The sequence below is a fragment of the Alcaligenes sp. Me129 genome (genome assembly GCF_050487245.1).
In the GTDB taxonomy this organism is placed as follows: domain Bacteria; phylum Pseudomonadota; class Gammaproteobacteria; order Burkholderiales; family Burkholderiaceae_B; genus Alcaligenes; species Alcaligenes phenolicus.
This window is the reverse complement of the sequence record NZ_JBKQGX010000003.1, coordinates 130,423-154,726: the sequence shown is the minus strand read 5'-3', so window position 1 is coordinate 154,726 and position 24,304 is coordinate 130,423. Positions and strand designations below refer to the sequence as shown.

The following is a 24,304-nucleotide window of genomic DNA, read 5'->3' as shown; positions in this document are numbered from 1 at the left end:
ATGATATAGGTCGCTGAAATTGTTTAAATCATCTAGTTCTGACATCATTTGTCTGAAAAAACGAACAATACGCACCGCCGCTTGAGTCAACCGGGTCTAGCAGTTCTGCCCGTGTTTTGCCGCTGCTTATCTGGAGAAAGTTATGGACCGCATTGACCTGTTTCGCATCTTTACGCGGGTCGTGGAGTGTGCCAATTTCACCCGCGCGGCGGATACCTTGGGTATGCCGCGCTCTTCGGTGTCGGCCGCCATTCAGGAGCTGGAAGGGCGAGTGGGCGCTCGCCTGTTGAATCGCACCACGCGCAAAGTGACAGTCACGCAAGATGGTGCGGCGTTTTATGAGCGCTGTCTGCGCGTGATTGCTGATGTGCAGGAAACCGAAAACCTGTTTCGCCAAGCCAGTGTAGGACCTAGTGGCACGATCAAGGTGGATGTGCCGGGGCGGGTAGGCCGCCTGATTGTGGCACCTGCGCTGCCGGAGTTTCTGGAGCGCTATCCGCATGTCCATGTGCATCTGGGCGTGACGGACCGCGAGGTGAATCTGATCGAGGAGCAGGTGGATTGTGTGCTGCGAGTGGGACCCCTAAGTGATTCGGGCCTGATCGCCAGAAAAATGGGCAGCTTGCCCTTGATCAATGTAGCCAGCCCGGCTTATCTTGCCCGTTATGGCATGCCCCAGACGCCAACGGATCTGGAAAACCATCAAGTGGTGCGTTATGCCTCGCCCACCAGCGAGCGTGTGGCTCCTTGGGAGTGGATGGAGCAGGACAAGCGTCAGGTGCTGGATCTGCCAGGTCGTGTGACGGTGAATAATGCCGAGGCCTATATCGCCTGCTGTCTGTCCGGCTTGGGGCTAATTCAGATCCCTGCTTACGATGTGCAGGCGCATTTGCAATCAGGTGAATTGGTGGAGGTACTACCGGATCACCGTGCCGCTCCCATGCCCATGTCCTTGCTGTATTTGCATCGCCAACACTTGTCGCGTCGTTTTCAGGTGTTTGCGGATTGGCTGGAAAATTTGTTGCGTCATTCCGCCTTGGAATGAGGCTGGTCTCGAACGTTTTTGTCTGGGGCTGCTCCAAGCTGCAGCGGACAACTCAAAACGGGGTAGCGATGGAAATCAGAAGAATTCGTGCGACGGACTGGGACTGGATACAGCAATGGTTCCAGGACGAGGACTTGAACCGCGAGTTGGGGCCACTGGATCAGGAGTGGCTGGAGCACGTGTTGAACCAAAGCGATGGCGTCCAGCTGGTTGCCGAGCAGAACGGTCAGCCCATTGGTTTGATTGGGTGTGCCTGGGGAGATGGGCGAAATCTGCCACATGCAATTACCGATATTGCCGTTGCGCCGCCATTACGTGGCAATGGTCTGGCCGGAGCCATGCTGGAAGCGGTATTGGCTTGGCCAGGCCATCCCCCATGTCGTAAATGGGTTGCTTTTGTGTTCCCGGAGAACCAGCGTGCCTGCCGCTTTTTTACGCACCTGGGGTGGGAGCACGTGGACTTTGCCGATGGTATGAACGAGTTCGAGTACAAGTGTGTTCGTTCGGAACCGGATCGATCCTGAGCAGCTCGGTTTCTGTCAGTAAATCATAGACCTTGAGTGACAGGCGCTTGGGCCACGAAGGCCCGCTATGCTTGTCTGTCCCGTTGGACAGGTGCAAACAAAGCCGGTTTGGCTCTGTTTGCCTTGTTCTTCTCAGGGATAAAACAGCAGCAGCCCGAACACGGCGAAAACCATCAGATGCATATAGCCTTGAATGGGTGAGGTTCGCTTGCCGCTAAAGCTCAAGATACTGAGCAGTGCCGTGATCAGAAACAACACGATTTCCATATTGCTGATGCCCATGATCACTTGCTTGCCGGTGATCAGACCAATCATCAGCACCACTGGCACAGTCAGCCCCACGGTAGAGACGAAGGCACCCAGACACAGATTGATGGCGCGCTGCATTTCATTGTTCATGGCCGCCTTGATCGCAGTGATGGACTCCGGGGTGAATACGATAATGGCGATCAGTACACCGCCGACGGCAACGGGGGCGCCCGAGGCGGCGATACCGTAGTCCGTCACAATGGCCAGATGGTGTGCCAACAGGACGATAGGCAGGATCAGGGCGATCAGCACCAGACTGCATATCAGCATCGCGCGAGTCGCCTGGGGATCACGCGGTGTGGGTGTCGTATCGTCAGTGCTTTGAATCGCCTGATTGGGCTGCACATAGTCATGGCGGTGACTGCCCATTTGCAGATACAGAAAGATGGCATAGACCAGGCCCGTCAGAACCGAAATGCCAATGGCCTGGGTGGTGCTGAACTCGCCCGCATTGCTGGTGTAGTTGGGCAGAATCAGGCCCACACTGGTCAGCAAGACGATCATGGACAAGTAGGTATTGGTGCCTTGGCGATTGAACTCCTGATCGCCATTGCGCGCTGCGCCGGCAATCAGACACAGGCCGGTGATCAGGTTAAGGATGATCATCATCACGGCGTAGATCGAGTCCCGACCTATGGTGGGAAAGTCGCCCGGCCCCAGCAGTACCGAGGCAATCAGGATAACTTCGATCAGCACAATGGACAGGGTCAGGATCAGGGTGCCGTAGGGCTCGCCCAGTTGGTGGGCCAGGTGGTCGGCTTCACGGACCACACCAAACGAGGCCGCCAGGATGGTCACGAACAGCACCAGAAAGACGATGGCCGCCGTGGTGCCGTTCAGGGAGTCTCCCAGCCATTGCCCGCCGAAAATCATGAACAGGACAACAATGGACCAGGAACCGAGCAGACGCAGCCAGGTGATGGGAGTAATGAGTTGAGTTGAGGGTGATGCAGGGTGGGCCATCGTGGATGCTCCGCCAAAGAGGTAGGGCCGTCCCTGTACTGAAAAGGCAGATCCAGGTCGTCCCGGATCTGTTTTGAATTGAACTATTCAAGTAGCCACGATTTTATCACCTTGCCCCTTGGCGGCAAGTGCGGACCCTCTGAAACCGGATTTGTGTGGCGTGCAGCCATCTTTTTCTGTATCTGGCCACGGTGGAGGCGTGAAGGGCGGGTTCCTTTATCACCTTCCTGGCATTGTTTCGTTCGGCTGTTTTATTTTTGTGTGAGTCTGGCGCGAGTCTCCTGTGGACCTTGTTCTTTTCCTGTTGCCATTTACGGCGGACACCATCCAGATGAGAAAACAGGTGGGCCCATGGAGCGAATACATGGTGTGTTTTCTGTATAGGGTTTGTTCTTCTCCATAGCCTGGCGGAATTTTCCGGGAGACACTCCCGCATACGTTTTGAATGCGGTAGAGAAATTGGCCGGGCTGGAAAATCCTAAATCGGTTGCAATCACATCAATTTTCAAGGCCGTAGTCTTCAGCAAATACTCGGCCCGATACATACGCTGCAATCGGATATAACTGCTCACACTTAGGCCAAAATTACGCTGAAATATATTCATGATTTTTCGACGTGAAATCTTGAACATATCGCACAGTTCTTTTTGACTGGGCGGTGCACCCAGATTGGCATCAATGGTTTTCTGAATGGCATGGATCAGCATGCTGGTTTCGGCTGTCGTGCTGGGCCGCTGGCTTGGCATCTTGCCCGGTACAAGTGCAGGCGCCATCTGCTTGGGGCAGCGCAAGGGCACGTTGATACGTTCTTTGACTTCATCGACCGCATACGGATTGCCAATGTAATCAACCGCACCAGCCTTTAGAAAAGTGACGCATTCATCGCTGCTGCCATCCATGCGTGAATCCAGAATGATGATGGGGATTTGAGCCGTGGCTTTTAATCCTTGCAACATATGGGTCAAGGACAAAGCGTCTATCCCCGTCAATTGCTTATCCATCAGGATAAGCTCGGGTAGCGTTAATTGGGCCTTGGTATATCCTTGCACTCCGTCAGCAGCAACAGAAACCCGAAAAGCACCAGCCAGCAGGGCTTGAAGAAGTTGTTCGTGCTGTCGAGTGTTATTGGAGATCAGCAGAATCCTGATTTTTTGATCTGGCTGATACTTTATAGTGGCGTATTTGTTCAATATAAAGCCCCGCGCCCTTCTTCTGACGAAGACGGCTACCTTTACTGGCATTGCTCAAGTAGCCAATTTCCTCAGAATACAGACTCAATGAATAGATAAAATCTATCGATATGATTCGTACGGCAGACATAACATTCTGTATCAATGGAAAAAGTAAATTTTCAAAATTGCTCATTGCATTTCATTTTTGGCAGGCGGCATGCCGAAAGCCCGAAACTCGGGCCTTAAGGCGGACCCAAAAGTCCAATTTCAGGAATGCTACGCTGGCGTATCGGTGAATTTTCCTGGCAGGAAAAGGCGTGATTCTACGGCTTTTACCTCTGAATAAAGGACTATGTCCAGGCAGGCCAGCCGCGGTTTTGCCCGCACTAGTGTGCATCTGGATGAGGCCGTCCGGGGAAGATTGTGAGGCTCTTTGGGTGACGATTTGTTCAAGCAGCAAGCGCAGCCCGTAGCGAGGCGTTTATTTGCCGCTTTTTTGTTGGATTTTGACCAAGCACGGATGCTCGCCGTTGATGACTGTTATGGCTATTAGAGCGATTTCGGGATAGACCGTTTGAATCATTTTGATGGCTTGGGGGCAGGGCTTGAGCCTGCGAACCAAGCTGTAAACAAGTAGAGCGGGGCAAGGTGGATAAACCTTGCCCCGCCCTTGTTTTAAAAACAGTCAGGCTTGGTGTCGGGGTTGTGCTTCAAGCTGGCGCAGGATGCAGGGCGATGGCTTCGTCCAGCATGTCCAGCCTGTCCTGACCCCAGAACAGTTCGCCCTGATACACATAGGAGGGCGAACCGAAGACACCGGCTTTAATGGCCTCTTCGGTGTGGGCTTGATACTGCGCCTGCATCAGCGGTGCCTGTTTCAGCCAGTAGTCTGCATCCAGCTGCTGTGCTTGCAGGATTCGAGCCAGTTGTGTGGGGTCAGCAATGTTCTGCTCCTCGCACCATTGCGCCCGCAAAATGGCTTTGTACAGATCCAGTACCGGCAGACCAGCCTGATTGATAGCAATCACCAGGGTGGAGGCCAGCGTGGCGTCTGGGCACATGAAGCGCGGTGTGGGATTGACGTGTATGCCCAATTTGCGACACCAGCGTTTAAGCTCTGCAATGCGATAAGCCTGACGTTCTGGTGAGCGCTGTCCCAGCAGGACACCGCCTGTACGTGCATAGACTTGCGGCAAGTCCACGGGTTTGTAGTGGATAGGGATGCCATGCTTGCGAGCAATCGCTTCCAGTCTGTCGGCTCCCAGGTAGGCCCAGTCCGAATTCATCCAGAAGTAGTAGTGAATACCGGCTGCGTTCATGTGCGTACCTTTCGGCTGGATAGGGCGGGAAGGGAGAAGTGCGTCGGCCCATGCATGAACCAGGTACTGGCAAAAGCAATCAGACCCAGCGCGCTCAGGTACCAGACGATGTAGTCGGGTTGACCGTCGCCATAGGCCAGCAGGGAGGTCGCCACCAAGGGAGCCAGGCCGCCACCGATGGCACCGGATACCTGCACGGCAATGGAGATGCCGCTGTACCGCACTTCAGGTGGAAATTGCGTGGAAAACAGGCCACCTTGCGGGCCATACAGCGCGGCATACACCAGCCCAATCGCAATCACCAAAGCCAGGGTGATGGTCCTGGAATCCAGGCTGCCCAGCATGGAAAAGAAGGTGGAGGAGAATGCCAGCATGCAGATCGTGCCTGCCATAAAGACCCATTTGAAGCCGATTCGGTCGCCCAATACGCCAAACAGGGGCATGGTGAACAAGGCCGCAAAGGCGCCCCAGACGGTAGCATCCAGCATGACGCTGCGCTCTACTCCCAAGGTGGTGGTGGCGTAAGCCAGGGCAAAGGTCACCACGGTGTAGAACCAGGTCACTTCTGCCAGACGGCCTCCCACGACCAGCAGGACTTCGCGTGGGTAATGACGCAGAACTTCCAGAGCAGGAATTGGAACCTGTTTGCCCTTTTTGCTCATTTGCTCGAAGTCGGGGGATTCGGCCACTTTGGCACGTATCCACCAACCCACCAGCAGCAGGGCGACGCTGGCTAGAAAGGGCAGGCGCCAACCCCAGGACAGCATGTCTTCCTCAGGCAAGCTGGCGACGGCTCCCATAGCCAGGGAAGACAGGATCAGGCCGGGGGCTACCCCTGTTTGCGGCAAGCTGCCAAAAAAGCCCTTTTTGCCTTCCGGGGCATGTTCAACCGCCATCAACACGGCTCCGCCCCATTCTCCGCCTACTGCGATACCTTGCAGAAAGCGCATCAGCACCAGCAGCACAGCGGCCCAGTAGCCAATGCTTTCATAAGAGGGAATCAGGCCGATCAGGATGGTGGGGATTCCCATTAGAAAGAGCGTGATCAGTAGCATGGATTTGCGGCCCAGCTTGTCGCCAAAATGGCCGAAAACAAATCCTCCTAAAGGACGGGCGAAAAAGCCCACAGAGTAGGTGGCAAAGGCCGCCAGCGTGCCCGTAATCGGGTCAAAGGCGGGGAAAAAGATCTTGTTGAAAATCAGTGCGGCAGCGGTGCCGTACAGGAAAAAGTCATACCACTCTATGGTGGTTCCCATCATGCTGGCCAAGCCAGCGGTAACGTACTGGCGCGACGAACGCGCCTGTCCATTGTTAGGCATCGTCATGGCGACCTCCTGGTGGAAGCGGGGTATTGGTTGCGGGCGTCAGCGAGTTTTAGTTAAGGGCGCAATGCCTTGGGTCTGACGGGACCAGTAGTCAAAGGTAGCGTTAACAATGGAGGGCTTGAGCAGATAGTCGTGCGCTTCGGCCGCCAAGGTATCGTCCACAGGGGTAAGTGGGCCAAAGGCCGCTTGTGCACGCACTTGCAGACGTGCGGCGCGTTCCAGATACACCGACAGGTAAGTGGCTTCCTGGCAGCTTTTACCTGCGGTCAGATAACCGTGGTGGGCCAGAATAATGGCACGCTTGTCACCCAGGGCTTTGGAGATGATGACACCTTCCTGATCGGCAATGGGCACGCCAGGCCATTCGCCCAAAAATGCACAGTCATTGTGCAGAGGCGTCATATCCATTTGCGAAATCACCAAGGGCTGGCGGGCGGTGGCCAATACCGTGGCCCAGGGCGAGTGTGTATGGATGATGGAATTGACGTCGGGGCGAGCTTCGTAGACCCACAGGTGAAAGCGTGTGGCCGGGTTGGCCATGCCTTCGCCGCTAAGGGTATTCAAGTCGCGGTCAACTTCAATGAAGTCTTCGGGGGTGGCTTCGTCAAAACCCAGACCAAAGCGCAAGGTCCAATACGCACCGGGGCGCTCGGAACGGACGCTGATCTGGCCGGCCAAACCAGCTTCCTGCTCGGTCATGGCCAGGATGCGGCAGGCAAATGCCATGGTTTCGCGGGTGTCGCGTTGCACTTGCTGTAGATGAGTGGCCATCTCTTTGGTGGCGCGTTCATCAAAATAGGATTTGTCTCTGAGTGGGGTATCCATGTGCTTGTCTCCTTTGGTAGGCCTCGTCGATCCTTGTGCCGACGATGGGATTCATTGTCTTGATTTACATCAAGAGGAGCTATGCGCGCTGGCTCATAGCTCCTATTCCATTTGCTTGGAGCCTTATCAAGGAGACGAGCCCGGCAGTGGTGCCGGGCCGTTAGACAAGCGCTGGGGCTGCTTAACCCTGGCGCCAGCGGGAGCGCTCGCGGCGTCGCGAGCGGGACCAGGGATGTTGCACCTTATGCGGCTGTGGCCGGGGGTCGGGTGGATGTCGCGTGTCATTGCTTTCCACGGGATTGGAGTCCGGTTTAGGCGAGTCCAGAAAGACATTGATGGAACAATCGCAATCGAGGTACATGGACAGTCCTTTGTCAACGTGAAGAAAGGGGAGGCGGTACGCAGGCTCCGTTCCGGACCTGGGAGGCTCCCGAAAAAAACGTGTCGTAGCTTTCTTGCAGGGCATGCAGGATCATTTCGGGGTAATGGTCATGCTCGGTGGGCAGACGCAATTGCAGCTGTGCCAGATGCTCGTTGTCCTGCTGCCCGCCCCACTGCTTGTGATAGTGGCCGTGCTGATAGCCGCGCAGTTGGCGCAAGCGGTTCAGGGCATTCTTGCCCGCGTAGGAGTGGTAGAGCGTGTCCAGTGTCAGACCACAAAGAGCAGCCAGTTGGGTAAAGCCGCTGAAATCGAACTGGCGTGTCTCCAGAACGCGCAAGGTAAAGTGTTCCAGAGCCGTCATGATGGCCGTAGAGTCGCTGGCGGTGGCTGATGCGTGCTGGAGCTGATCCAGTGCGGTGGCGGCTTCTTGCTCGCGCAGCGCATCGTTGGCACGCAGTACATCGCACAGACCAAAATGCAGGATGTCGATCAGCTCCAGTTGGAGTTGCGGCAGATTGCGCTCGCTATGCTGCCACCACTTCCAGTCCAGGTAATCGGCCAGCTCCGCACATTCCACCCAGATCGCCCGGTAGTAGTCCTGCTTGGCCACTCGCCAGTTCGGATCAATCAGCTGATTCAGCTCGGTTTGCAGGGCCAGCATTTGCTTTAAGCGGCGGGCCCCGGGACCGGCTGGAGCGACAGTTATTTGCTGCCCCAAACGATGTTTCTGACGACCTTGATCGTCAAAGTTTTCAGGTGCCAGCCAGGCCTGGAAATTCGCTTTCAGGGCTGGCCAGTCCTGGTCGGTAATGGAGAACCAGGCTGTATCGCGCGAGCGGCCCTTGTACACAATCGCCTGACGGAAGATACCTTCATAACGAAAGCCCAATCGTCGTGCAGCGGCTTGGGAGGGGGCATTGTGTGTGTCGCACTTCCATTCGTAGCGACGGTAGCCCAGTCCATCAATTGCATAAGCCATCAACAGGTAGTGGGCTTCGGTGGCCATACGGGTTTGTTTCAGAGCGGGCGACCAGGCTACAAAGCCCACTTCAATGCAGCCGTTTTGTGGGTCGATCCGCATCAGGGACAAGGTGCCCAATGCGCGACCCGTGGTTTGTTCGACGACGGCGTAATGCACGGCATTGCTGGCCTGGCTGATGGTTTGCAGGTGCTGGTCGAACTGTGCGCGGTTGTTAAAGGGGCCTACAGACAAATAGGTCCAGTCGCGGCCATCGCTGGCGTTGCTGTAGGCCTCGTACAGGCTGTCGCCATGTTGTTCCGGGTTCACGGCTTCCAGACGGCAGTATTTGCCGTGCAGAACGCAGCGTGCTGGCTGCGGGCGGGCCTGCCAATGAGGGAGCGAGGGGCCAATAGGCTGGTGATACGCGTTCAGCTGAACCATGACTTGTCTTCAATAGAAAACGCTCCAGAAATGCCAATCTGTGGCACAGCTGGAGGCGGGAAAGGGAGTGTGGGGCCGGGAGACAAGAGGCGTCTTGCTAGGCCACTAATTGATTCTATTGAGCAAGTGGCCGGTTGCAGCAATCCGCTTTGCTGCTTGTTTCCAGACCGCATTGCTAAAACAGCGTTGAAACGCCCAAGAGCCAGTGATGGCGGGCCTTGGCTTAGAGCTTGAACAGCGGACAAAACTATCCTGCGGCCAAGGCACAGATGAGGGGCAGGCCGCCTGGCAGACCAAAGTGGCAGGTACAAAAAAAGCCGAGCTGCCTTGTGGGCAGTCTCGGCTTGGGACCAGGCTTTAAGCCAGGGGCTTAGAGCTGATTCAGGTTCAGACGCAGAACGCTGTCCTTGGCACCTTTCAGGTAGTGCGGGCTCTTGTCGCCATGAGGGATTTTGATAGTGACAAAAGCGGTCTGGCCGTCAGCGCTCAGCGTGACGCTGTTGGGGTGCACAGGGGCGCTGATACGGTGTTTAACAGCCAAGGTGTTGGCATCCAGGATGGTGACCGAACCGGTACCGGCTGGTGTTTCACGATCCACGCCACGGTTGGTAGCAATCAGCTCTTTGCGAGCGTCGTTGTACACGATATCCAGCAGCCCCAGACCCACTTCAGCCGTGTTTTCCACTTTGCCGGAGCGGGTGTCGAATTGGTAGATCTTGCCGGTATTGGCGTCAGCGCCAAACAGTTTCTTGCCATCCGCGCTCAGGGCGATGTTCACGAAGAAGTGGCGGGAATCTTCACGTTTATCGCTTTTTGCATCGCCAGTGGTGAAGCGCTGTTCGATAGCGCCGGTGGCCGGGTTGATGACGGCAATTTCATCCTTGCCGCCGTGGCCCACGAACAGACGCTTGGTGTTGGCATCGTAGGCAGCGCCAGCAGGCCACAAGCCCACATTATCGATATTGTGCAGGATACGACCGTCGGCGCCATCCACAATCCATACGCGGCCACCTTCGGAGGGGTTGGTCACGAAGATGCGGTTGTCTTGCTCGTCAATAACGACTTTACGGGTGTGTTCCCAGCCGCCCTTGTCTTCTTTTTGACCCAGTTGGATCAGTTGCTTGACGGTGCCATTCAGGCTGTTGATTGCCAGCAGCGAGCCGTCCAGGGTGTTGCCCACGTACAGAGTGTGAGTTTTCTGGTTCAGGCCCAGTGCAAAGGCACGGCGCGGCAATTGGATCAGCTGCGATTCACGCAGGGTGTCCTGGTCCAGAACGTGCAGGAAGCCAGCAGCACGGTCTTCAAACAAAGGAGTAGCAGCAACAAACAACTGCTTGCTGTCCTTGGCGGCCAGAATTTCATAGGCACCATCAATGGTGTCCTGACGGAAAGTGACCTGTGCCTGAGGCGCAGTCGCATTAAAGGACGATGTTTGGCCCGCTTGTTGCGATTGCGGTGCAGTCTGGCATGCACTGAGCAGCAAAGCGCCCATTACGGAGGCAACAATCATTTTTAAAGAGGCTGGGCGGGACGCAATCATGTATTTCCTTTGGGATTCAATAAATGAGAATCGTTACTATAACTGCTCTGTTTTATAAACTTTTCTGACTTGTCTGTCTATGTAAATACGCAAAACCCTGCTTGATGGCAGGGTTTTGAATGGCTTTTGTTTTAGTCCTGCTTGGAGCCGTTTCCAAATCGGGCTTGCCAGGCTTCATACACTTTGCGTTTTTCCGGCAAGGGCAGGTGCTCCATTTTCACGCCCTGCTTGCCAAAGTCCTGCTGCATTTTTTTGTAGAAGGATTCGGTAGACCAGCCAAAGGGTTCGCCTTCCTCATCGTCGGCGCAATACACCACGCGCTCCACGCCCGAGGCGATCATGGCGGCCATGCACATGGGGCAGGGGATGCCGCTGGCATACATGGTGCTGCCTGCATGGCTGCTGCTTTTCACGTTCTGGCTGGCAGTACGCAGCGCCTGGATCTCAGCGTGCGCGGTGGGGTCATGGGCAATGTAGGTCTCATTAACCCCTTCGGCCAGAACTTGACCATCGCGGACCAGCACTGCGCCAAAGGGCTGACCGCCGCGGGCGACATTCTCTTCGGCGATCTGGATGGAGCGCAGCAGATAGTGTTTATCGTTCATGTTTTTCTCCTGTAGAGAAGCAAGGTTGGAATGAGCCTTGGAACCAGAGTCTCTATTTGTGCCGTGTGGGACCCCTGCGGGCACAGGCGGCATCAGGGGGACGCGTTCCGGTTTGGCGTGTTTGTAATGCAAAACAGCCGCTGACGGGCAGCGGCTGTTCTGTTTCAGACCATATTAGCGGGTGCCGCCAAGTGTCAGATTGGCATGACGGTTTACGTCTTTGTACAGCAAGTAGCGGAAACGGCCTGGTCCGCCTGCGTAGCAAGCCTGCGGGCAGAAAGCGCGCAGCCACATGAAGTCACCGGCTTCCACTTCAACCCAGTCCTGGTTCAGACGGTACACCGCCTTACCTTCCAGAACGTACAGACCGTGTTCCATCACGTGCGTTTCAGCGAAGGGGATCACGCCACCGGGTTCAAAGTTCACGATGTTCACGTGCATGTCGTGACGCAGGTCGGACATGTCGGTGAAACGGGTGGTGCTCCAACGGCCTTCGGTGTCAGGCATGACGCCAGGTTTCACGTCTTTTTCGTTGGTTACAAAGGCTTCAGGGGCATCCAGGCCTTCCACACGCTGGTAGCGCTTGCGAATCCAGTGGAAGTTGGCCAGCTCGCCCGTGCGGTTGTGCAAGGTCCAGTTGGTGGAAGGAGGAATAAAGGCATAGCCGCCTTCTTCCATGATGTGCTTGGTGCCTTCCAGAACCAGCTCCAGCTGGCCCTTGACGACAAAAATCACGCCTTCGGCTTCGGGGTCGGACTCAGGATTGTTGCTGCCACCCTGTGGGCCTACTTCCATGATGTATTGGGAGAAGGTCTCGGCAAAGCCGGACAGAGGACGTGCCAATACCCACAGACGGGTATTTTCCCAACCGGGCAGGTAGCTGGTCACGATGTCTTGCAGCACGCCTTTGGGCAGCACGGCATAGGCCTCGGTGAACATGGCGCGGTCCGTCAGCAACTGAGTCTGAGGAGGATGGCCACCTAGAGGGGCGTAGTAATTGACTTTGGACATGTTGATTCCCATTGAAATTCAGTAAGGAAAAATCTGTCGAACGGCACGGCGCAATCCCGGCGGCTGGCAAAAGGCACAGGCGGGATGTCGTTGTAATGCGCGGGACCAATACACCTTAACGACTGCTGGTGATATTTACAAATTAAATGTATAAATCTCTAGTATTTGTTTTTTGAATAAAAGGGCGGTGGGTGGATTGCCCTGGCGGATTTCAGAAAGGGTTTGAGCATATGGATCATCAACTATCAAGCAGTCCCAGCCTGAATCGGCCTTTGTACGATCTGGACCTGCTGCTGGCTTTGTTGACGGTAGTCGATTGCGGCAGCTTCACGGCGGCCGCAACGCGTTTGCATTCCACGCAGTCCACGATCAGCCAGAAAGTGCGGCGCCTGGAGGAACTGGCCGGGCTGCGTCTGCTGGACCGGGCTAGCCGGGGCGTCAGCACGACTGAAGCGGGGCAGACCCTGTTGGGTTACGCCCGCCAGATGCTGGCTTTGAATCATCAGCTGTCTGAAGCCCTGTCCGGTTCTCTGGTGACTATTTCCGTGCGTCTTGGCGTGCCTGAGGACTTTACCAATGGACAGACCATGCGGGCCTTGGCGGGCTTCAACCGTCGCTTCCCGCAGGTGCGTCTGGAAGTCAGTAGCGGCCTGAGCAGCGACCTGCTGGCCGCGTACGATCAGGGTGAGCTGGATCTGGTGCTGGTCAAGCAGCGTCACAATGCCCGTGAAGCGGTGGCTTGTCTACCCGAGCAGACAGCCTGGGTGGATAGCGCGACTGATCCGGTCTTTCATCTGGACCCCATCCCCTTGGTGACCTTCCCGCGTCGGGGTGTGTATCGAGAGGAAATCATCAGTGCTGTCGAGTCCTTGGGACGTCGTTGGCGTATCAGCTTTACCAGTTCCAGCTTGAGCGGTATTCAAGGGGCGGTGGCAGACGGGATGGGGATCAGCTTGCTGCCGCGGCGTGCGGTGCGCGATGACCATATTGAATTGGGCCAAGCACAAGGTCTGCCCCGTATCGATGCTTTTGAACTGGCAATTTTGCATCGACCTCATGCCAATGAGATGGTGACGGCCTTGTCCCGTGTGCTGGTGGAGATGCTGGCGCCCGAGAGCGCCCGCCGTCCTGGATAGCCTGCTGTTGGGCTGGCGAGGCTCGTAGAGCTTAGACAGGGTTTAGCGCTGGGGTGTGACCGGATCAAAGTGTGTCATGACATCCAGCACGGGCTCTTCGGCCATCACACGGTCCCGTGCGGCCACGGCAATGGCATGACCTTGAGCAATAGTCAGGGTGCTGTCCATTTCCAGATCCACTTCTACCCAGATCATGTCCCCCAGCTTGCGGGTCCGTAGCTGGTGTATGCCTTCCACACCGGGGGTCTCGCGCAAGAGCTTGGCAATGCGCTCTTCCGTTTCCTGATCGACCGCTTTATCGGTCAGGTCGTGAAATGCGCCAATAGAAAACTTCCAGCCCATGCGCAGAATCATCAAACCCACAATACTGGCGGCCAAGGGGTCGCCCAAAGGCAGACCTGCCAGGTTGGCCATCACCCCGACGCTAACGACCAGCGAGGAGGCTGCGTCGGAGCGCGCGTGCCAGGCATTGGCAACCAGCATGGTCGAGCGCAAACGCTTCGCGACACGCAACATGTAGCGAAACAGGAGTTCTTTACTACAGAGCGCGATGAAGGCAACGGCCAGGGCAATCGGGTGTACTGCTTCGATGCTGCTGGGGTCGCGCAAGGAAGACACAGCATTCCATAACATGCCCAGTCCTACGGCCAGCAACAGGCCGCCAATGGCCAGGGTGGCCGCCGTTTCGTAGCGCAAATGTCCGTAAGGGTGATCTGCGTCCGGACCTCGACGGCTATGGCGGTTGGCGATCAGCACTACAAAGTCTGACAGCAGGTCGGACAGGGAGTGGATGGCGTCAGCAATCAGGGCCTGCGAATGAGCAAACAGACCCACCACAATTTGCAGCACGCTCAAACTGATATTGACGATGACACTGACCCAGGTGGAGCGCTGTGCACCAAGGTGCCGATCCAGTTCAGAAGGGGGGATGTTTTCCATGCCAAGAGGTCCTTGCATTCAAAGCAGCAGACTGTGCATCAATACAGCAGTTTCAAGATAAAGAGTGTATCGGCTTTCCTGGGTTACGGGTCGCTGAAAGGGGCTTGGCAGGCTGTTTTGAGCCTGTTCTTTGGTATATGTAGACAAAAAAGCCTCGCTTTTTCGGCGAGGCTCTTTTGCGTATCAGGAATGCGTCTTAATTGATGCGCATACCGGGCTGGGCACCGGGGAATGGTTCCAGAATATAGATGCCTTGATCCACGGCATCATCCGCATGGCTGGCCGCCAGAACCATGCCCTCGGATACGCCGAAACGCATCTTGCGAGGAGCCAGGTTAGCGACCAGTACCGTCAGCTTGCCGATCAGATCTTCGGGCTGGTAAGCCGACTTGATGCCGGAGAACACTTGGCGCAAGCGGCCTTCGCCAGCGTCCAGGCTCAGACGCAGCAGCTTGTCCGAACCTTCCACGGCTTCGCAACTGACGATTTTGGCAATGCGCAGGTCTACCTTGATGAAGTCCTTGATGTCGATGGTTTCGGCAATGGCTTCACCACCGGGCAACACGACGGGAGCGGGTGGCGGAGCCAGCAGCTCGTCCACCATGGCGCTGTCTACACGCTGCATCAGATGCTTGAAGGGAGCGATGTGATCAGGCAAGGCAGCCACGTCGTCCCAGACAAAGTCGCGGTCCAGACCAAACAGTTCGTGGGCCACGCGATGGGTCAGGGTGGGCAAGATGGCGGTCAGCATGACGGACAAGCCCTTGAAGCCAGCCAGGGTGCGCGAGCAAATATCTTGCAGCGCATCTTTCTGAGCTTGCTCGGCGGTCGCAATGCCTTTGGCCATGACCCAGGGCTGGGCGGTATCAAAAGCCTGGTTGATGATGTCGGCCTGAGCCATGATCTGGCGCACGGCACGACCATACTCGCGGCTTTCCAAGTCGGCGCGGACTTTCTCGGCGACTTCCTTGAGCTGGTTTTGTAGTTCGGAAGTGTCGCCCTGGTATGCCAGCTTGCCATCAAAATGCTTGCTGATGAAGTTGGCGGCACGGCTGGCGATGTTGACGTACTTGCCAATCAGGTCGCTGTTGACGCGGGCAATGAAGTCGTCAGGATTGAAATCCATGTCTTCGACGTGCGAGTTCAGCTTGGCGGCCATGTAATAGCGCATCCACTCTGCATCCATGCCCAGCTCCAGGTAGCGCAGAGGCGAAATGCCGGTGCCGCGACTCTTGGACATTTTCTCGCCGCTAACCGTGATGAAACCGTGCACGTTCAAGGCATCAGGCACTTTACGGCCAGAGAACTTCAGCATGGCAGGCCAGAACAGGGCGTGGAAGTACACGATGTCCTTGCCGATGAAGTGGACCTGCTCGGTGCTGCCTTCCGGATCCAGCAAGGCATCAAAGTCCAGACCGGCCTTGGCGCAGTAGGCTTTCAAGGAGGCCAGATAGCCAACAGGCGCATCCAGCCAGACGTAGAAATATTTGCCGGGAGCGTCCGGAATCGGGATGCCGTAGTAGGGCTCGTCGCGGGAAATGTCCCAGTCGTTCAGAGAGGCCTCTGCGCCTTCGCCTGTACCCAGCCATTCGCGGGTCTTGCCCAGCACTTCCGATTGCAGACGCGGCTTGCCTTGGGCGTTCTTGCCCGTGGTCCACTCTTGCAGGAAGGCTACGCAGCGCGGGTCGGACAAGCGGAAGAAAAAGTGTTCCGAGGTCTTTAACACCGGACGCGCATTGGTCAGGGTGGAGTAGGGTTCGATCAGTTCGGTAGGAGCGTAAACCGCGCTACAGACTTCGCAGCTGTCGCCGTACTGGTCCTTGGCGTGACACTTGGGGCACTCGCCCTTGATGTAACGATCGGGCAGGAACATGCCTTTGACCGGATCGTAGAACTGTTCGATGGTGCGGGTGTCAATAAAGCCGGCGCTTTTCAGCGTGCGGTAGATGTCCTGGGCCAGTTCGACGTTGTCTGGCGAGTCCGTACGGTGCCAGTGGTCGAATTTGACGTTAAAGCCGTTCAGGTAGGTGGGGCGCTCGGCCGCGATCTTGTCTACCAACTGAGCGGGGGTAATGCCAGCGCTTTCTGCCTTGAGCATGATGGGCGCGCCATGGGCGTCGTCCGCACACACAAAATGCACAGTATGTCCCGACATTCGCATGGACCGAACCCAGATGTCGGCCTGGATATATTCCATGATGTGGCCGATGTGAAACGAGCCGTTGGCATACGGCAGGGCGGTCGTAACAAATATCGTTCGTGACATGACTTAACAAAATAAAAGAGAAAGGGAACAAGGATTCTACGGTCTATTGCACACTTGTGCTGCGCCAGACCGAGGAATGTCCACGGGCAAAGTGCTGATGGGCAATTGCGAATGATACAAATGCACACACCCTGAGCCTTTGACGACTCAGGGTGTTCGGGGGCAGTGCCTAATCAGCGTTGCTGCTCGCCAAAGGCTTGGCGAACAGTCAAGAACTGTTAAGGAATCTCGCGCATCTCGATGTCGGTGACATCACGCGAACGTGGTGTGGTCGACTGTTTGCTGGCAGCGGCAGGGCGGCGGCGCTGGTCCCAGTAGGCTTTAACGCCGAAAGGACGGCCACTAATACGCGCCACAATGTATAAAATGCCGATCGCAATAGCGGTAGAAACCATGAAGATAAACGCCATGATTGCACCGAAAATTGTCAGCAAGACAAAGAGGGCTGTGCGGATAATCTGGTTAAATGTGTTCATAGGGTTAGTATGACATCATAAGTGTAAAAAAATTCCTCTTGAACCGCTAATTTTCTGGTTTAAAGGTATGGTGATGTTTCTTTATATCAAGGTTTTGGATAAATGACAGTGAGTTCCGAGCGCGTGTTGCAAGCCCTGGCGAGTGTGACCGATCCCAACACGTTAAAGAAGTTATCGGTCGATGCGGGTCGATGCGAGCTGAGCATTGACCAGAACCAGGTTGAGCTGACTTTGCACCTGCCCTATACGGCTTATGACATTCAGGGACAGCTGCGCGAACGTATCGAGCAAGCCTTGGCAGGCGTGGGTGCCACCCTGTCCAAGCTGCATTTGAATCCCCGCATTGGCGTGCATGCTGTGCAGGAAGGGTTGCGACCCATGCCCAATATCCGCAACATTATTGCGGTGTCCTCGGGTAAGGGCGGTGTGGGTAAAAGTACAACGTCGGTGAACCTGGCTTTGGCCTTGCATATGCAAGGTGCGCGTGTTGGTTTGCTGGATGCGGATATTTATGGCCCTAGCGTGCCCACCATGCTGGGCCTGCACGAGCGCCCGCGCAGTGCAGACGGCAAGATGATGGAGCCGCTGATCGGTCACGGTCTGCAAGCCAACTCGATTGGTTTCCTGCTGGACGAAGACGCTCCCGCAATCTGGCGCGGCCCGATGGCAACCCAGGCGTTGACACAGCTGCTTACACAAACGCGTTGGGATGATCTGGATTACCTGATTATCGATATGCCTCCCGGCACTGGCGATATCGCCTTGACCTTGTCGCAGAAAGTGCCTTTGACGGGTGCGGTGATTGTGACCACCCCTCAGGATCTGGCGCTGATCGACGCCAAGCGTGGCTTGAACATGTTCCAGAAGGTGAATGTGCCTGTTCTGGGTATTGTGGAAAACATGTCGGTCCATATCTGCTCGAACTGTGGTCATGCTGACCCGGTCTTCGGTCAGCATGGTGGTCGCGATATGGCCAGCCAGTTCAACGTGCCTTGGCTGGGTGCCTTGCCGTTGGCAATGAGCATTCGGGCTCAGACCGACTCCGGTACCCCGACGGTGATTGCCAGCGCAGACAGTCCCGAGGCCCGCCTGTATCACGAGATTGCCAATCGCGTTTCGGCTAACTTGTCGCAACTTCCTCCAGACACGTCGGGGCAGCGCCCCAAGGTTGTTCCTCGTCCTCTTTGAGTACGTATGCGCAAATCCGGCTTTTGCCTGTTGTTTTCGATAGTCCTGAGCCCTGCAGTATGGGCTCAGTCTTCCGTTCCCGATGTCATTATTGATCCGGGGGGCGTGCCCCCCCAGGCGCTGAAAGAAATTCAGCGCGCGGTCAGTGCCATTACACGTTTGGCGGAAGACCAGGACTTGGGAGAGGTCTCGCGTCTGCGGCGCCGGGCTCACGATGCGACCGTCTCCGCCTTGCAGACTCAGGGTTATTTTGATTCTGTAGTCACGCTGGAGGTGGGCGAGGATTCCAGCGGTGAGTATTGGGACATCATTATTCAGCCGGGCGAAATCACGCGTGTACGAGACATTGCCCTGGACTTCAAAGGCAAGATTCAGGAGCCGGAATATCAGGTGCGTCTGGAAGGGATCAAAGCCAGCTTTCCTTTGAAAGTGGACGATCCCTTTTTGAATTCGGTCTGGTCCTCCGCCAAATCGGATCTGCTGGAAAGCGTACAGCGCCAGGACTTTTACTACGCTCGTTACATAGACACGCGGGCGACCGTATTGGCCGATGAAGGCGTGGCCGACCTTTCCCTGAAAGTGGATAGCGGGCCGAGGGTTCGCATGGGGCCGCTGGAAACCACTGGCCTGAAGCGAGTTCCCCAGTCTCTGGTAGACCGCTATGTGCGCTATACCCCCGGTGATCCTTACGATCAGGACAAGCTGGACGAGTGGCAGCAATCTTTGGCTGCCACCACTTTTTTCCGGGGTGCCTTTGTCACCCTGGATGAAGAAGCCGGCAAAAAGAAAGAGCTTCCAGATGGTGATGTAGAACTGCCTGTACGTGTACGGGTTACAGAAGCGCCATCCAGGCAGTTCACCGGCTCTTTGGGTTTTGACAGCGACCACGGTGCGCGTGTTGAGGCCTTGTATCGAAAGAATATTGTGTTTGGCCTGCCGATCTGGACCGAGGCCGGTATTGGCGTGGATAAAAAACGTCAGCGGGCCTTTTATGACATTCACTTGCCGCCCACCATTAGCGGCTACAAGAACAGTTTTGGTGTCTTGTACGATCGTTCCGACATTGAAGGTTTGGACACGGAGCGGGCGGCCCTGGGCTGGAAGCTGCGCCAGGAACGACAGGCAGCGGGCAATAGCCGCGTGGAATATGAAACCGAATGGGGCTTACTGGGCGCCTGGGACAAGACCAAGATTTCCGGTCTGCCCACCCGTGAAACACCTTCTGCCATTGCAACCTGGCAATGGCTGCGTCGGGACGTAGACAAGAAGTACGATCCGCGCGAAGGCAATCTGATTGATTTCGGCGTAGGTGCCGGTGTCACGCTGGACAAGGGCGAGACCTTTTACCGCAGTAATTTGCGATTGCAGCAGTGGTGGCCAGTTGGGGAGCGGGATATTTTGTCCCTGCGGGGTGAAATCGGTAAGGTTTGGCGCATGACGGACCGCACACCGCCTGACTTCGGTTATCGCACCGGGGGCGCTCGCAGTGTCCGTGGCTACAAGTATCAAAGCATTGGCCTTCGACAAGGCGACGCCGTGGTGGGGGCGCCAGCCATGGCCGTAGCCAGCGTGGAATACACGCACTTTTTCACCAGCATGTATGGCATGCGCGCTTTTGTTGACGTGGGTGACGCTGCGCCCAGCTTTGGTGATATGGATTTAGCCTGGGGCTACGGTTTGGGTGCGGTGGTGCGCACCCCTGCTGGCCCTTTCAATCTTGATCTGGCCTATGGTCAGCGAGACAAACGAGTACGTTTGAGCTTTTCTTTGGGAATCGCATTTTAATGGCTTGGGTTCGGCGCTGGTTCCGATATTTCGCTTTGTGGGGCATTCCCTTTGTGGTGATTGCCCTGCTGCTTGTTTGCGGCTTTGTGTATTGGGTGCTGGCCAGTCAGGCCGGTACAAGCTGGGCCTTGCGCACGGCTTTGCCCTATGCGCAGGGCAGCGCCCAAGGCGTGCGCGGAACCATTTGGGATGGCTTGAGTATCGACCACCTGGTGCTGGGCTTGCCGGACACACATGTGGATATCGAGCGTTTGCGCTTGCAGGCCAACTGGAAAGAACTGTGGGAACGCCGCCTGCACGTGGTAGAGCTTAGTGCTCAGAAAGTGGATGTGGCCTTGACCTCCTCGGACGAGCCCAAGTCCGATGAGCCCTTCACAATGCCCGAGCTGCCTATCAGTATTGCCGTGGACAAGCTGGCTTTGGGGCAGTTCTTGTTAACGCAGGATGGCACGCCCTTGCCGGTCGCGATTGCGGATTTGTCTTCGGCACTGGCGTTGGATTCCGACAGCGCGCAGCTTCGACTGTACGATTTAATGGTGGCTAATGAGTCCATCCGCGCTGGTTTTCAGGGTGAGGTGGAACTGGCGGGACTGCAAGCGCCTTACCCGGCACGAGCCGATATTCAAATCATTGCTCGCGGTTTGACGGCCGATTCGCCTATTTGTGCGAAACAGTATTTGCCCGCTTATGCAGAGCCGTCGAAATCCGGCAAACCTGCCGAGAAGGCAGTACTCGATCGGTCCAAAAAAACAGCCACGGTTGAAACGGCCAAGACTAGTGCCAAGGCTGCAATAACACAGCAAGGTCAAGCTGAGGCCAGCGCACCGAGTCATGCAACTCCTGCCAGCCAGCCAGTCGATCAACCCGTAGACGCCCATGGTGTCGCCGGAGTCATCAGCTCCGAGCCCGAGGGTAGTACGGGTCTTGTCGATGAAGAACGTATCCAGGAACCAGTTGCTGTTCCTGAGCCCGAGCCTTTGCCCGATTGTGTGGTCAACGCTCAAATCACCTTGAATGGCTCTCTGGAACAAGCCACCTTGCTGCTTAACGGTCAGGGCCAGGGCTATAGCCTGGACGCCAGCGCAGAATTGAGCCCGCTGGATTCCGTGCCAGTGCGTCAGGCCAAGGTGGCGGTGAAACTGCCGGACGAGTCCTCGCTGGATGCAGACTTCGCCTGGGATGCCACACAGGAAGGTGTGCACGTTCAAGATCATTTCAAAGGTCAGTTCCGCAGCGACAAGCTGGATCTGCATGCCTTGCTGGGCGATGTGCTGCCCGACGCTCTGATCAATACCCAAGGCCAGTTCGATGTGGTCTTGGCGGATAAAGAACAATTGCTCTCCGCGGATGTGGATGTGCAGCTTTTGCAGGGCAGTCGCTGGAACAAGCAGGCCGCTATCGGGCAGATCAAGGCAAAAGCGTCGGCTCCGGCTCAGCCGGGCCAAGCGGATTGGTGGCGTTTGCTGTCGGTTTCGGATGTGCTCACCGATATGAAGATCGGGGATAACCAGGTTCAGCTGAAAGGTGGTTTTGGCATGTCCGGCAAGGCCGAGCTGGATTTGCTGGCGAAGATTCCTCGTGCCGAACAATTGTGGCCTGGCCTGGAGTTGGGCAAGGCGTTGGCAGAAGGGCAGTTGCGTGGCGATATCGCTCATCACACCCTGCAGTTGAAGGGCCAGTACGACTTGGGCGGCAAGGCCAAGGGGCAGTTGGGCCAAGGCATGGCCGAGGCCGATCTGGCACTGGAAGGTGGCTGGCATTTTGCCGATCAGGGCAAGGCCGCGTATTGGGATGGCAAGGTAAACCGTTTGGTGGCCGACCATGCCGGATTGATCGTGCGTTTGCAGTCGGCACTGCCTGTACGTTTTACCGATACTCTGCGGGCGCTGGAGCCTCCTGTTCAAGTTGCCACAGCAGAGGCCAAGGGCCAATCCAAGGTTGAAGGTGATGTAGCAGGCCAGGTGGCCGCCAAGGAAGAAGGAGCGGCTCAGGCCGGTATAAATCCTGAAACTAAGGGCAGCCCCGATACTAAGCCTGCTGCTGCGGCCAATGCTGCTCCGTCTGCTTCATTGGCAGCAGAGCAAGCGAAGGCACAGGCTGGCGTTCCCGAAAACGCAGCCGATAAAACAGCAAACGCTCCCAAGGCACCCGAGCCTTTGGCTCCCTGGTCAGTGCGAGTTGGTGCCGGTACGTTGAGCACCACAGTTGATGGCGAACCCTGGATCAATCTGCGTCATCAGGAATCCACTTACCAGCCTGGACAATGGGCCAGCCGTGGTGAGTTGTTGGATCTGGTGCTGTCCGAGCCTCGCATCGCGCGCTTGCTGCGTAAAGTCGGCGTAGAAGAAAACGCTGACAAGGCCAAGGGTGGCGTCAAGATTGCCAAGAACAAGAAAACCCAGCCGCCCGAAATTGATATCAAAGCGCGCTGGGACCTGAAATTTAATGGCGCCTTGTCCGGCCAGGTGCGCGTCGACCGCGTGGCGGGGGATGTACAGGTTTTTGCTGAGCCGCCCATGTCCCTGGGGCTGGAAGATCTGAGTATCGTCATCAATGCGAAACCTACCTCGGCCACGACCAGCCGTCTGGATGCTCAGATGGATGTGCGTACCAAGGAAATGGGTTACGTCACAGCCAAGGCCCAGACTCCCCTTCACGGGCTGGCCTTGAATGAGAACGATCGCAAAACGGTCAGCATACAAGCCAATATTGATGACTTGAGCTGGACGCGCCTGTTCCTGGGCGATGCCATGGAGCTGGGCGGTCGCTTGAATGCAGACGTGAATATTGATGTGGGTGCGAAATGGGCCTGGACCAGTCGTGGCACGGTAAGGGGCCGCGAGTTGCGTTTCACACGTCTGGATGACGGCATCCGTCTAATTGACGGTCAGTTGGATGCCCGTTTCGATGGTGACATTTTCCGCCTGGAGTCCTTGACGTTCCCGGCTCGCCCACGAGTAGAGCCGCAGGAATGGCGTACCGCAACCTGGCTGAAAGAGAGCCCGGACGCCAAGGATGGCAAGCTGACTGTGTCGGGGCAGTGGAACCTGAGCACTCAGCAAGGGGCCTTTGACGTGGATATTTTCCGCTTCCCGATTCTGCAGCGCTCCGATCGTTACGCCATGATGTCCGGCAATATCAATCTGGACATGGAACTGCCGCGTATTGCCATTACCGGCAAGGTTGTTGCTGATGCGGGCTGGTTCAACCTGGACATGTTGGGTGGTATTCCCACTGTTGATAGCGATGTGGTGATTGTGCGGGCAGGCGACGAACCGGCTTCCGAGCCTTCCCAGGCTGCAACCGACATGAGCATGGAAATTGATGTGGATCTGGGGCCGCGTTTTTACCTGACGGGTTACGGCGTGAACTCCGGTCTGGTTGGCAGCCTGAGGGTCACCATGATCGGCGGCAAGTTGACCGGCATGGGTGCCTTGCGCACTCGTGGCGGGCGAATTGAGCTCTATGGTCAGAAGTTGCTGCTCAAGCGCGGAACCGTGACCTTCCAGGGTGACATTACCTCGCCTATTCTGGACATCGAAGCCTTGCGTACCGGTCAGGCAGTAGAGGCAGGTGTTAAGGTAGCCGGTACGGCTCGCAAGCCCAGAATTGATTTGGTGTCCTACCCGGAAGTCAGCGAAGTTGAAAAACTGTCCTGGCTCCTGCTGGGCCACGGGCCGGATGATTCTGGTGGTGACATGGCCTTGCTGCTCAGTGTCGGGACGTCCTTCCTGGGCGATGGCGAGCCCTTCTACCGCAAGTTCGGGATTGATGAAGTGGCCATGCGCTCGGGCGACCTGGGCAGTGCCGGTAGCATTTTGCCGGTGGAAAGTGTGGTCAAATCCCTGAACAGCGGCACCAGCAACGAAGAGCGCAAGTTTATTGCGATCACCAAGGCACTGACGGCGGATATTTCCGTTAGCCTGGAGCAGGCCATGGCCGATACCGGAACGGTGGGTCGAGCCAGCTACCGCCTGGCACGAGGCCTGACGGCTGAGGTCAGCGCCGGTACGGTAAACGGTCTGGCCCTGATTTACCGCTGGTTCTCGAAGGATTGATGCAGGCTTGCCCGGCGCAAAGCGGGCAGAGAAT

19 protein-coding genes are annotated in these 24,304 nt (G+C 56.4%); 6 read left to right on the top strand and 13 right to left on the bottom strand.

Annotated features, from left to right (window positions below):
* Positions 1 to 142: 142 nt before the first annotated feature.
* On the top strand, positions 143 to 1,045 hold the full coding sequence (locus ACLPGZ_RS04650; protein ID WP_060186258.1) for a LysR family transcriptional regulator: 903 nt from the start codon (positions 143 to 145) through the stop codon (positions 1,043 to 1,045).
* Between the two features lie 68 nt (positions 1,046 to 1,113).
* A complete protein-coding gene (locus tag ACLPGZ_RS04645; protein ID WP_411762649.1) occupies positions 1,114 to 1,569 on the top strand; it encodes a GNAT family N-acetyltransferase in 456 nt (151 codons plus the stop codon).
* Between the two features lie 132 nt (positions 1,570 to 1,701).
* On the opposite strand, the gene ACLPGZ_RS04640 is transcribed toward ACLPGZ_RS04645, so the two are convergent.
* The 10 genes from ACLPGZ_RS04640 to ACLPGZ_RS04595 form a co-directional block, all read right to left on the bottom strand.
* The gene (locus ACLPGZ_RS04640; RefSeq protein ID WP_239055104.1) at positions 1,702 to 2,841 is read right to left on the bottom strand and encodes a calcium:cation antiporter; all 1,140 of its coding nucleotides are present in this window, start codon (positions 2,839 to 2,841) and stop codon (positions 1,702 to 1,704) included.
* A 311-nt stretch (positions 2,842 to 3,152) separates the two neighbouring features.
* On the bottom strand, positions 3,153 to 4,031 hold the full coding sequence (locus tag ACLPGZ_RS04635) for a response regulator transcription factor (RefSeq protein ID WP_035271274.1): 879 nt from the start codon (positions 4,029 to 4,031) through the stop codon (positions 3,153 to 3,155).
* A gap of 692 nt (positions 4,032 to 4,723) precedes the next feature.
* Complete coding sequence (locus tag ACLPGZ_RS04630; protein ID WP_137430726.1) at positions 4,724 to 5,332, bottom strand: 2-hydroxychromene-2-carboxylate isomerase; 609 nt, start codon at positions 5,330 to 5,332, stop codon at positions 4,724 to 4,726.
* Positions 5,329 to 6,657: an MFS transporter gene (locus tag ACLPGZ_RS04625; protein WP_009461140.1), complete on the bottom strand. Its 1,329-nt coding sequence runs from the start codon at positions 6,655 to 6,657 to the stop codon at positions 5,329 to 5,331. Before ACLPGZ_RS04625 ends, ACLPGZ_RS04630 begins: the two co-directional genes overlap by 4 nt.
* Positions 6,658 to 6,696: 39 nt before the next feature.
* Positions 6,697 to 7,482, bottom strand: a complete 786-nt coding sequence (locus ACLPGZ_RS04620; protein ID WP_026485007.1) for an aldolase — start codon at positions 7,480 to 7,482, stop codon at positions 6,697 to 6,699.
* Positions 7,483 to 7,663: 181 nt separating this feature from the next.
* Positions 7,664 to 7,843 (bottom strand): hypothetical protein, encoded by a 180-nt coding sequence (locus ACLPGZ_RS04615; protein WP_137430725.1) that lies wholly within the window; start codon positions 7,841 to 7,843, stop codon positions 7,664 to 7,666.
* 13 nt (positions 7,844 to 7,856) lie between these two features.
* Entirely contained in the window at positions 7,857 to 9,266 is a 1,410-nt protein-coding gene (locus ACLPGZ_RS04610) for a GNAT family N-acetyltransferase (RefSeq protein WP_321290152.1), read from the bottom strand.
* 370 nt (positions 9,267 to 9,636) lie between these two features.
* On the bottom strand, positions 9,637 to 10,806 hold the full coding sequence (locus ACLPGZ_RS04605) for a YncE family protein (RefSeq protein ID WP_257112966.1): 1,170 nt from the start codon (positions 10,804 to 10,806) through the stop codon (positions 9,637 to 9,639).
* 131 nt (positions 10,807 to 10,937) lie between these two features.
* Entirely contained in the window at positions 10,938 to 11,411 is a 474-nt protein-coding gene (locus tag ACLPGZ_RS04600) for a nucleoside deaminase (protein ID WP_042482892.1), read from the bottom strand.
* A gap of 174 nt (positions 11,412 to 11,585) precedes the next feature.
* Entirely contained in the window at positions 11,586 to 12,422 is an 837-nt protein-coding gene (locus ACLPGZ_RS04595) for a bifunctional allantoicase/(S)-ureidoglycine aminohydrolase (RefSeq protein WP_429641001.1), read from the bottom strand.
* Positions 12,423 to 12,682: 260 nt separating this feature from the next.
* Here ACLPGZ_RS04595 and ACLPGZ_RS04590 point away from each other — a divergent pair, with 260 nt between their 5' ends.
* Positions 12,683 to 13,558 carry a LysR family transcriptional regulator gene (locus tag ACLPGZ_RS04590; RefSeq protein ID WP_196784069.1) on the top strand — a complete coding sequence of 292 codons (876 nt, stop codon included), beginning with the start codon at positions 12,683 to 12,685 and terminating at the stop codon, positions 13,556 to 13,558.
* A 42-nt stretch (positions 13,559 to 13,600) separates the two neighbouring features.
* Here the strand turns inward: ACLPGZ_RS04590 and ACLPGZ_RS04585 are convergent, their stop codons facing one another.
* From ACLPGZ_RS04585 to ACLPGZ_RS04575, 3 genes are all read right to left on the bottom strand, one after another.
* Positions 13,601 to 14,497, bottom strand: a complete 897-nt coding sequence (locus ACLPGZ_RS04585; RefSeq protein WP_429641000.1) for a cation diffusion facilitator family transporter — start codon at positions 14,495 to 14,497, stop codon at positions 13,601 to 13,603.
* Positions 14,498 to 14,693: 196 nt separating this feature from the next.
* Positions 14,694 to 16,763, bottom strand: a complete 2,070-nt coding sequence (gene metG, locus ACLPGZ_RS04580) for a methionine--tRNA ligase (protein WP_035271267.1) — start codon at positions 16,761 to 16,763, stop codon at positions 14,694 to 14,696.
* Between the two features lie 218 nt (positions 16,764 to 16,981).
* Complete coding sequence (locus ACLPGZ_RS04575; protein ID WP_009461132.1) at positions 16,982 to 17,239, bottom strand: hypothetical protein; 258 nt, start codon at positions 17,237 to 17,239, stop codon at positions 16,982 to 16,984.
* 102 nt (positions 17,240 to 17,341) lie between these two features.
* Between ACLPGZ_RS04575 and apbC the strand changes: the two genes are divergently transcribed.
* The 3 genes from apbC to ACLPGZ_RS04560 are packed head-to-tail and all read left to right on the top strand — an operon-like array spanning position 17,342 to position 24,270.
* Positions 17,342 to 18,427, top strand: coding sequence for an iron-sulfur cluster carrier protein ApbC (gene apbC / locus ACLPGZ_RS04570; RefSeq protein WP_060186266.1), 1,086 nt, complete (start codon positions 17,342 to 17,344; stop codon positions 18,425 to 18,427).
* A 6-nt stretch (positions 18,428 to 18,433) separates the two neighbouring features.
* Positions 18,434 to 20,212, top strand: a complete 1,779-nt coding sequence (locus ACLPGZ_RS04565) for an autotransporter assembly complex protein TamA (protein WP_060186267.1) — start codon at positions 18,434 to 18,436, stop codon at positions 20,210 to 20,212.
* A complete protein-coding gene (locus tag ACLPGZ_RS04560) occupies positions 20,212 to 24,270 on the top strand; it encodes a translocation/assembly module TamB domain-containing protein (protein ID WP_429640999.1) in 4,059 nt (1,352 codons plus the stop codon). Before ACLPGZ_RS04565 ends, ACLPGZ_RS04560 begins: the two co-directional genes overlap by 1 nt.
* Positions 24,271 to 24,304 lie beyond the last annotated feature (34 nt).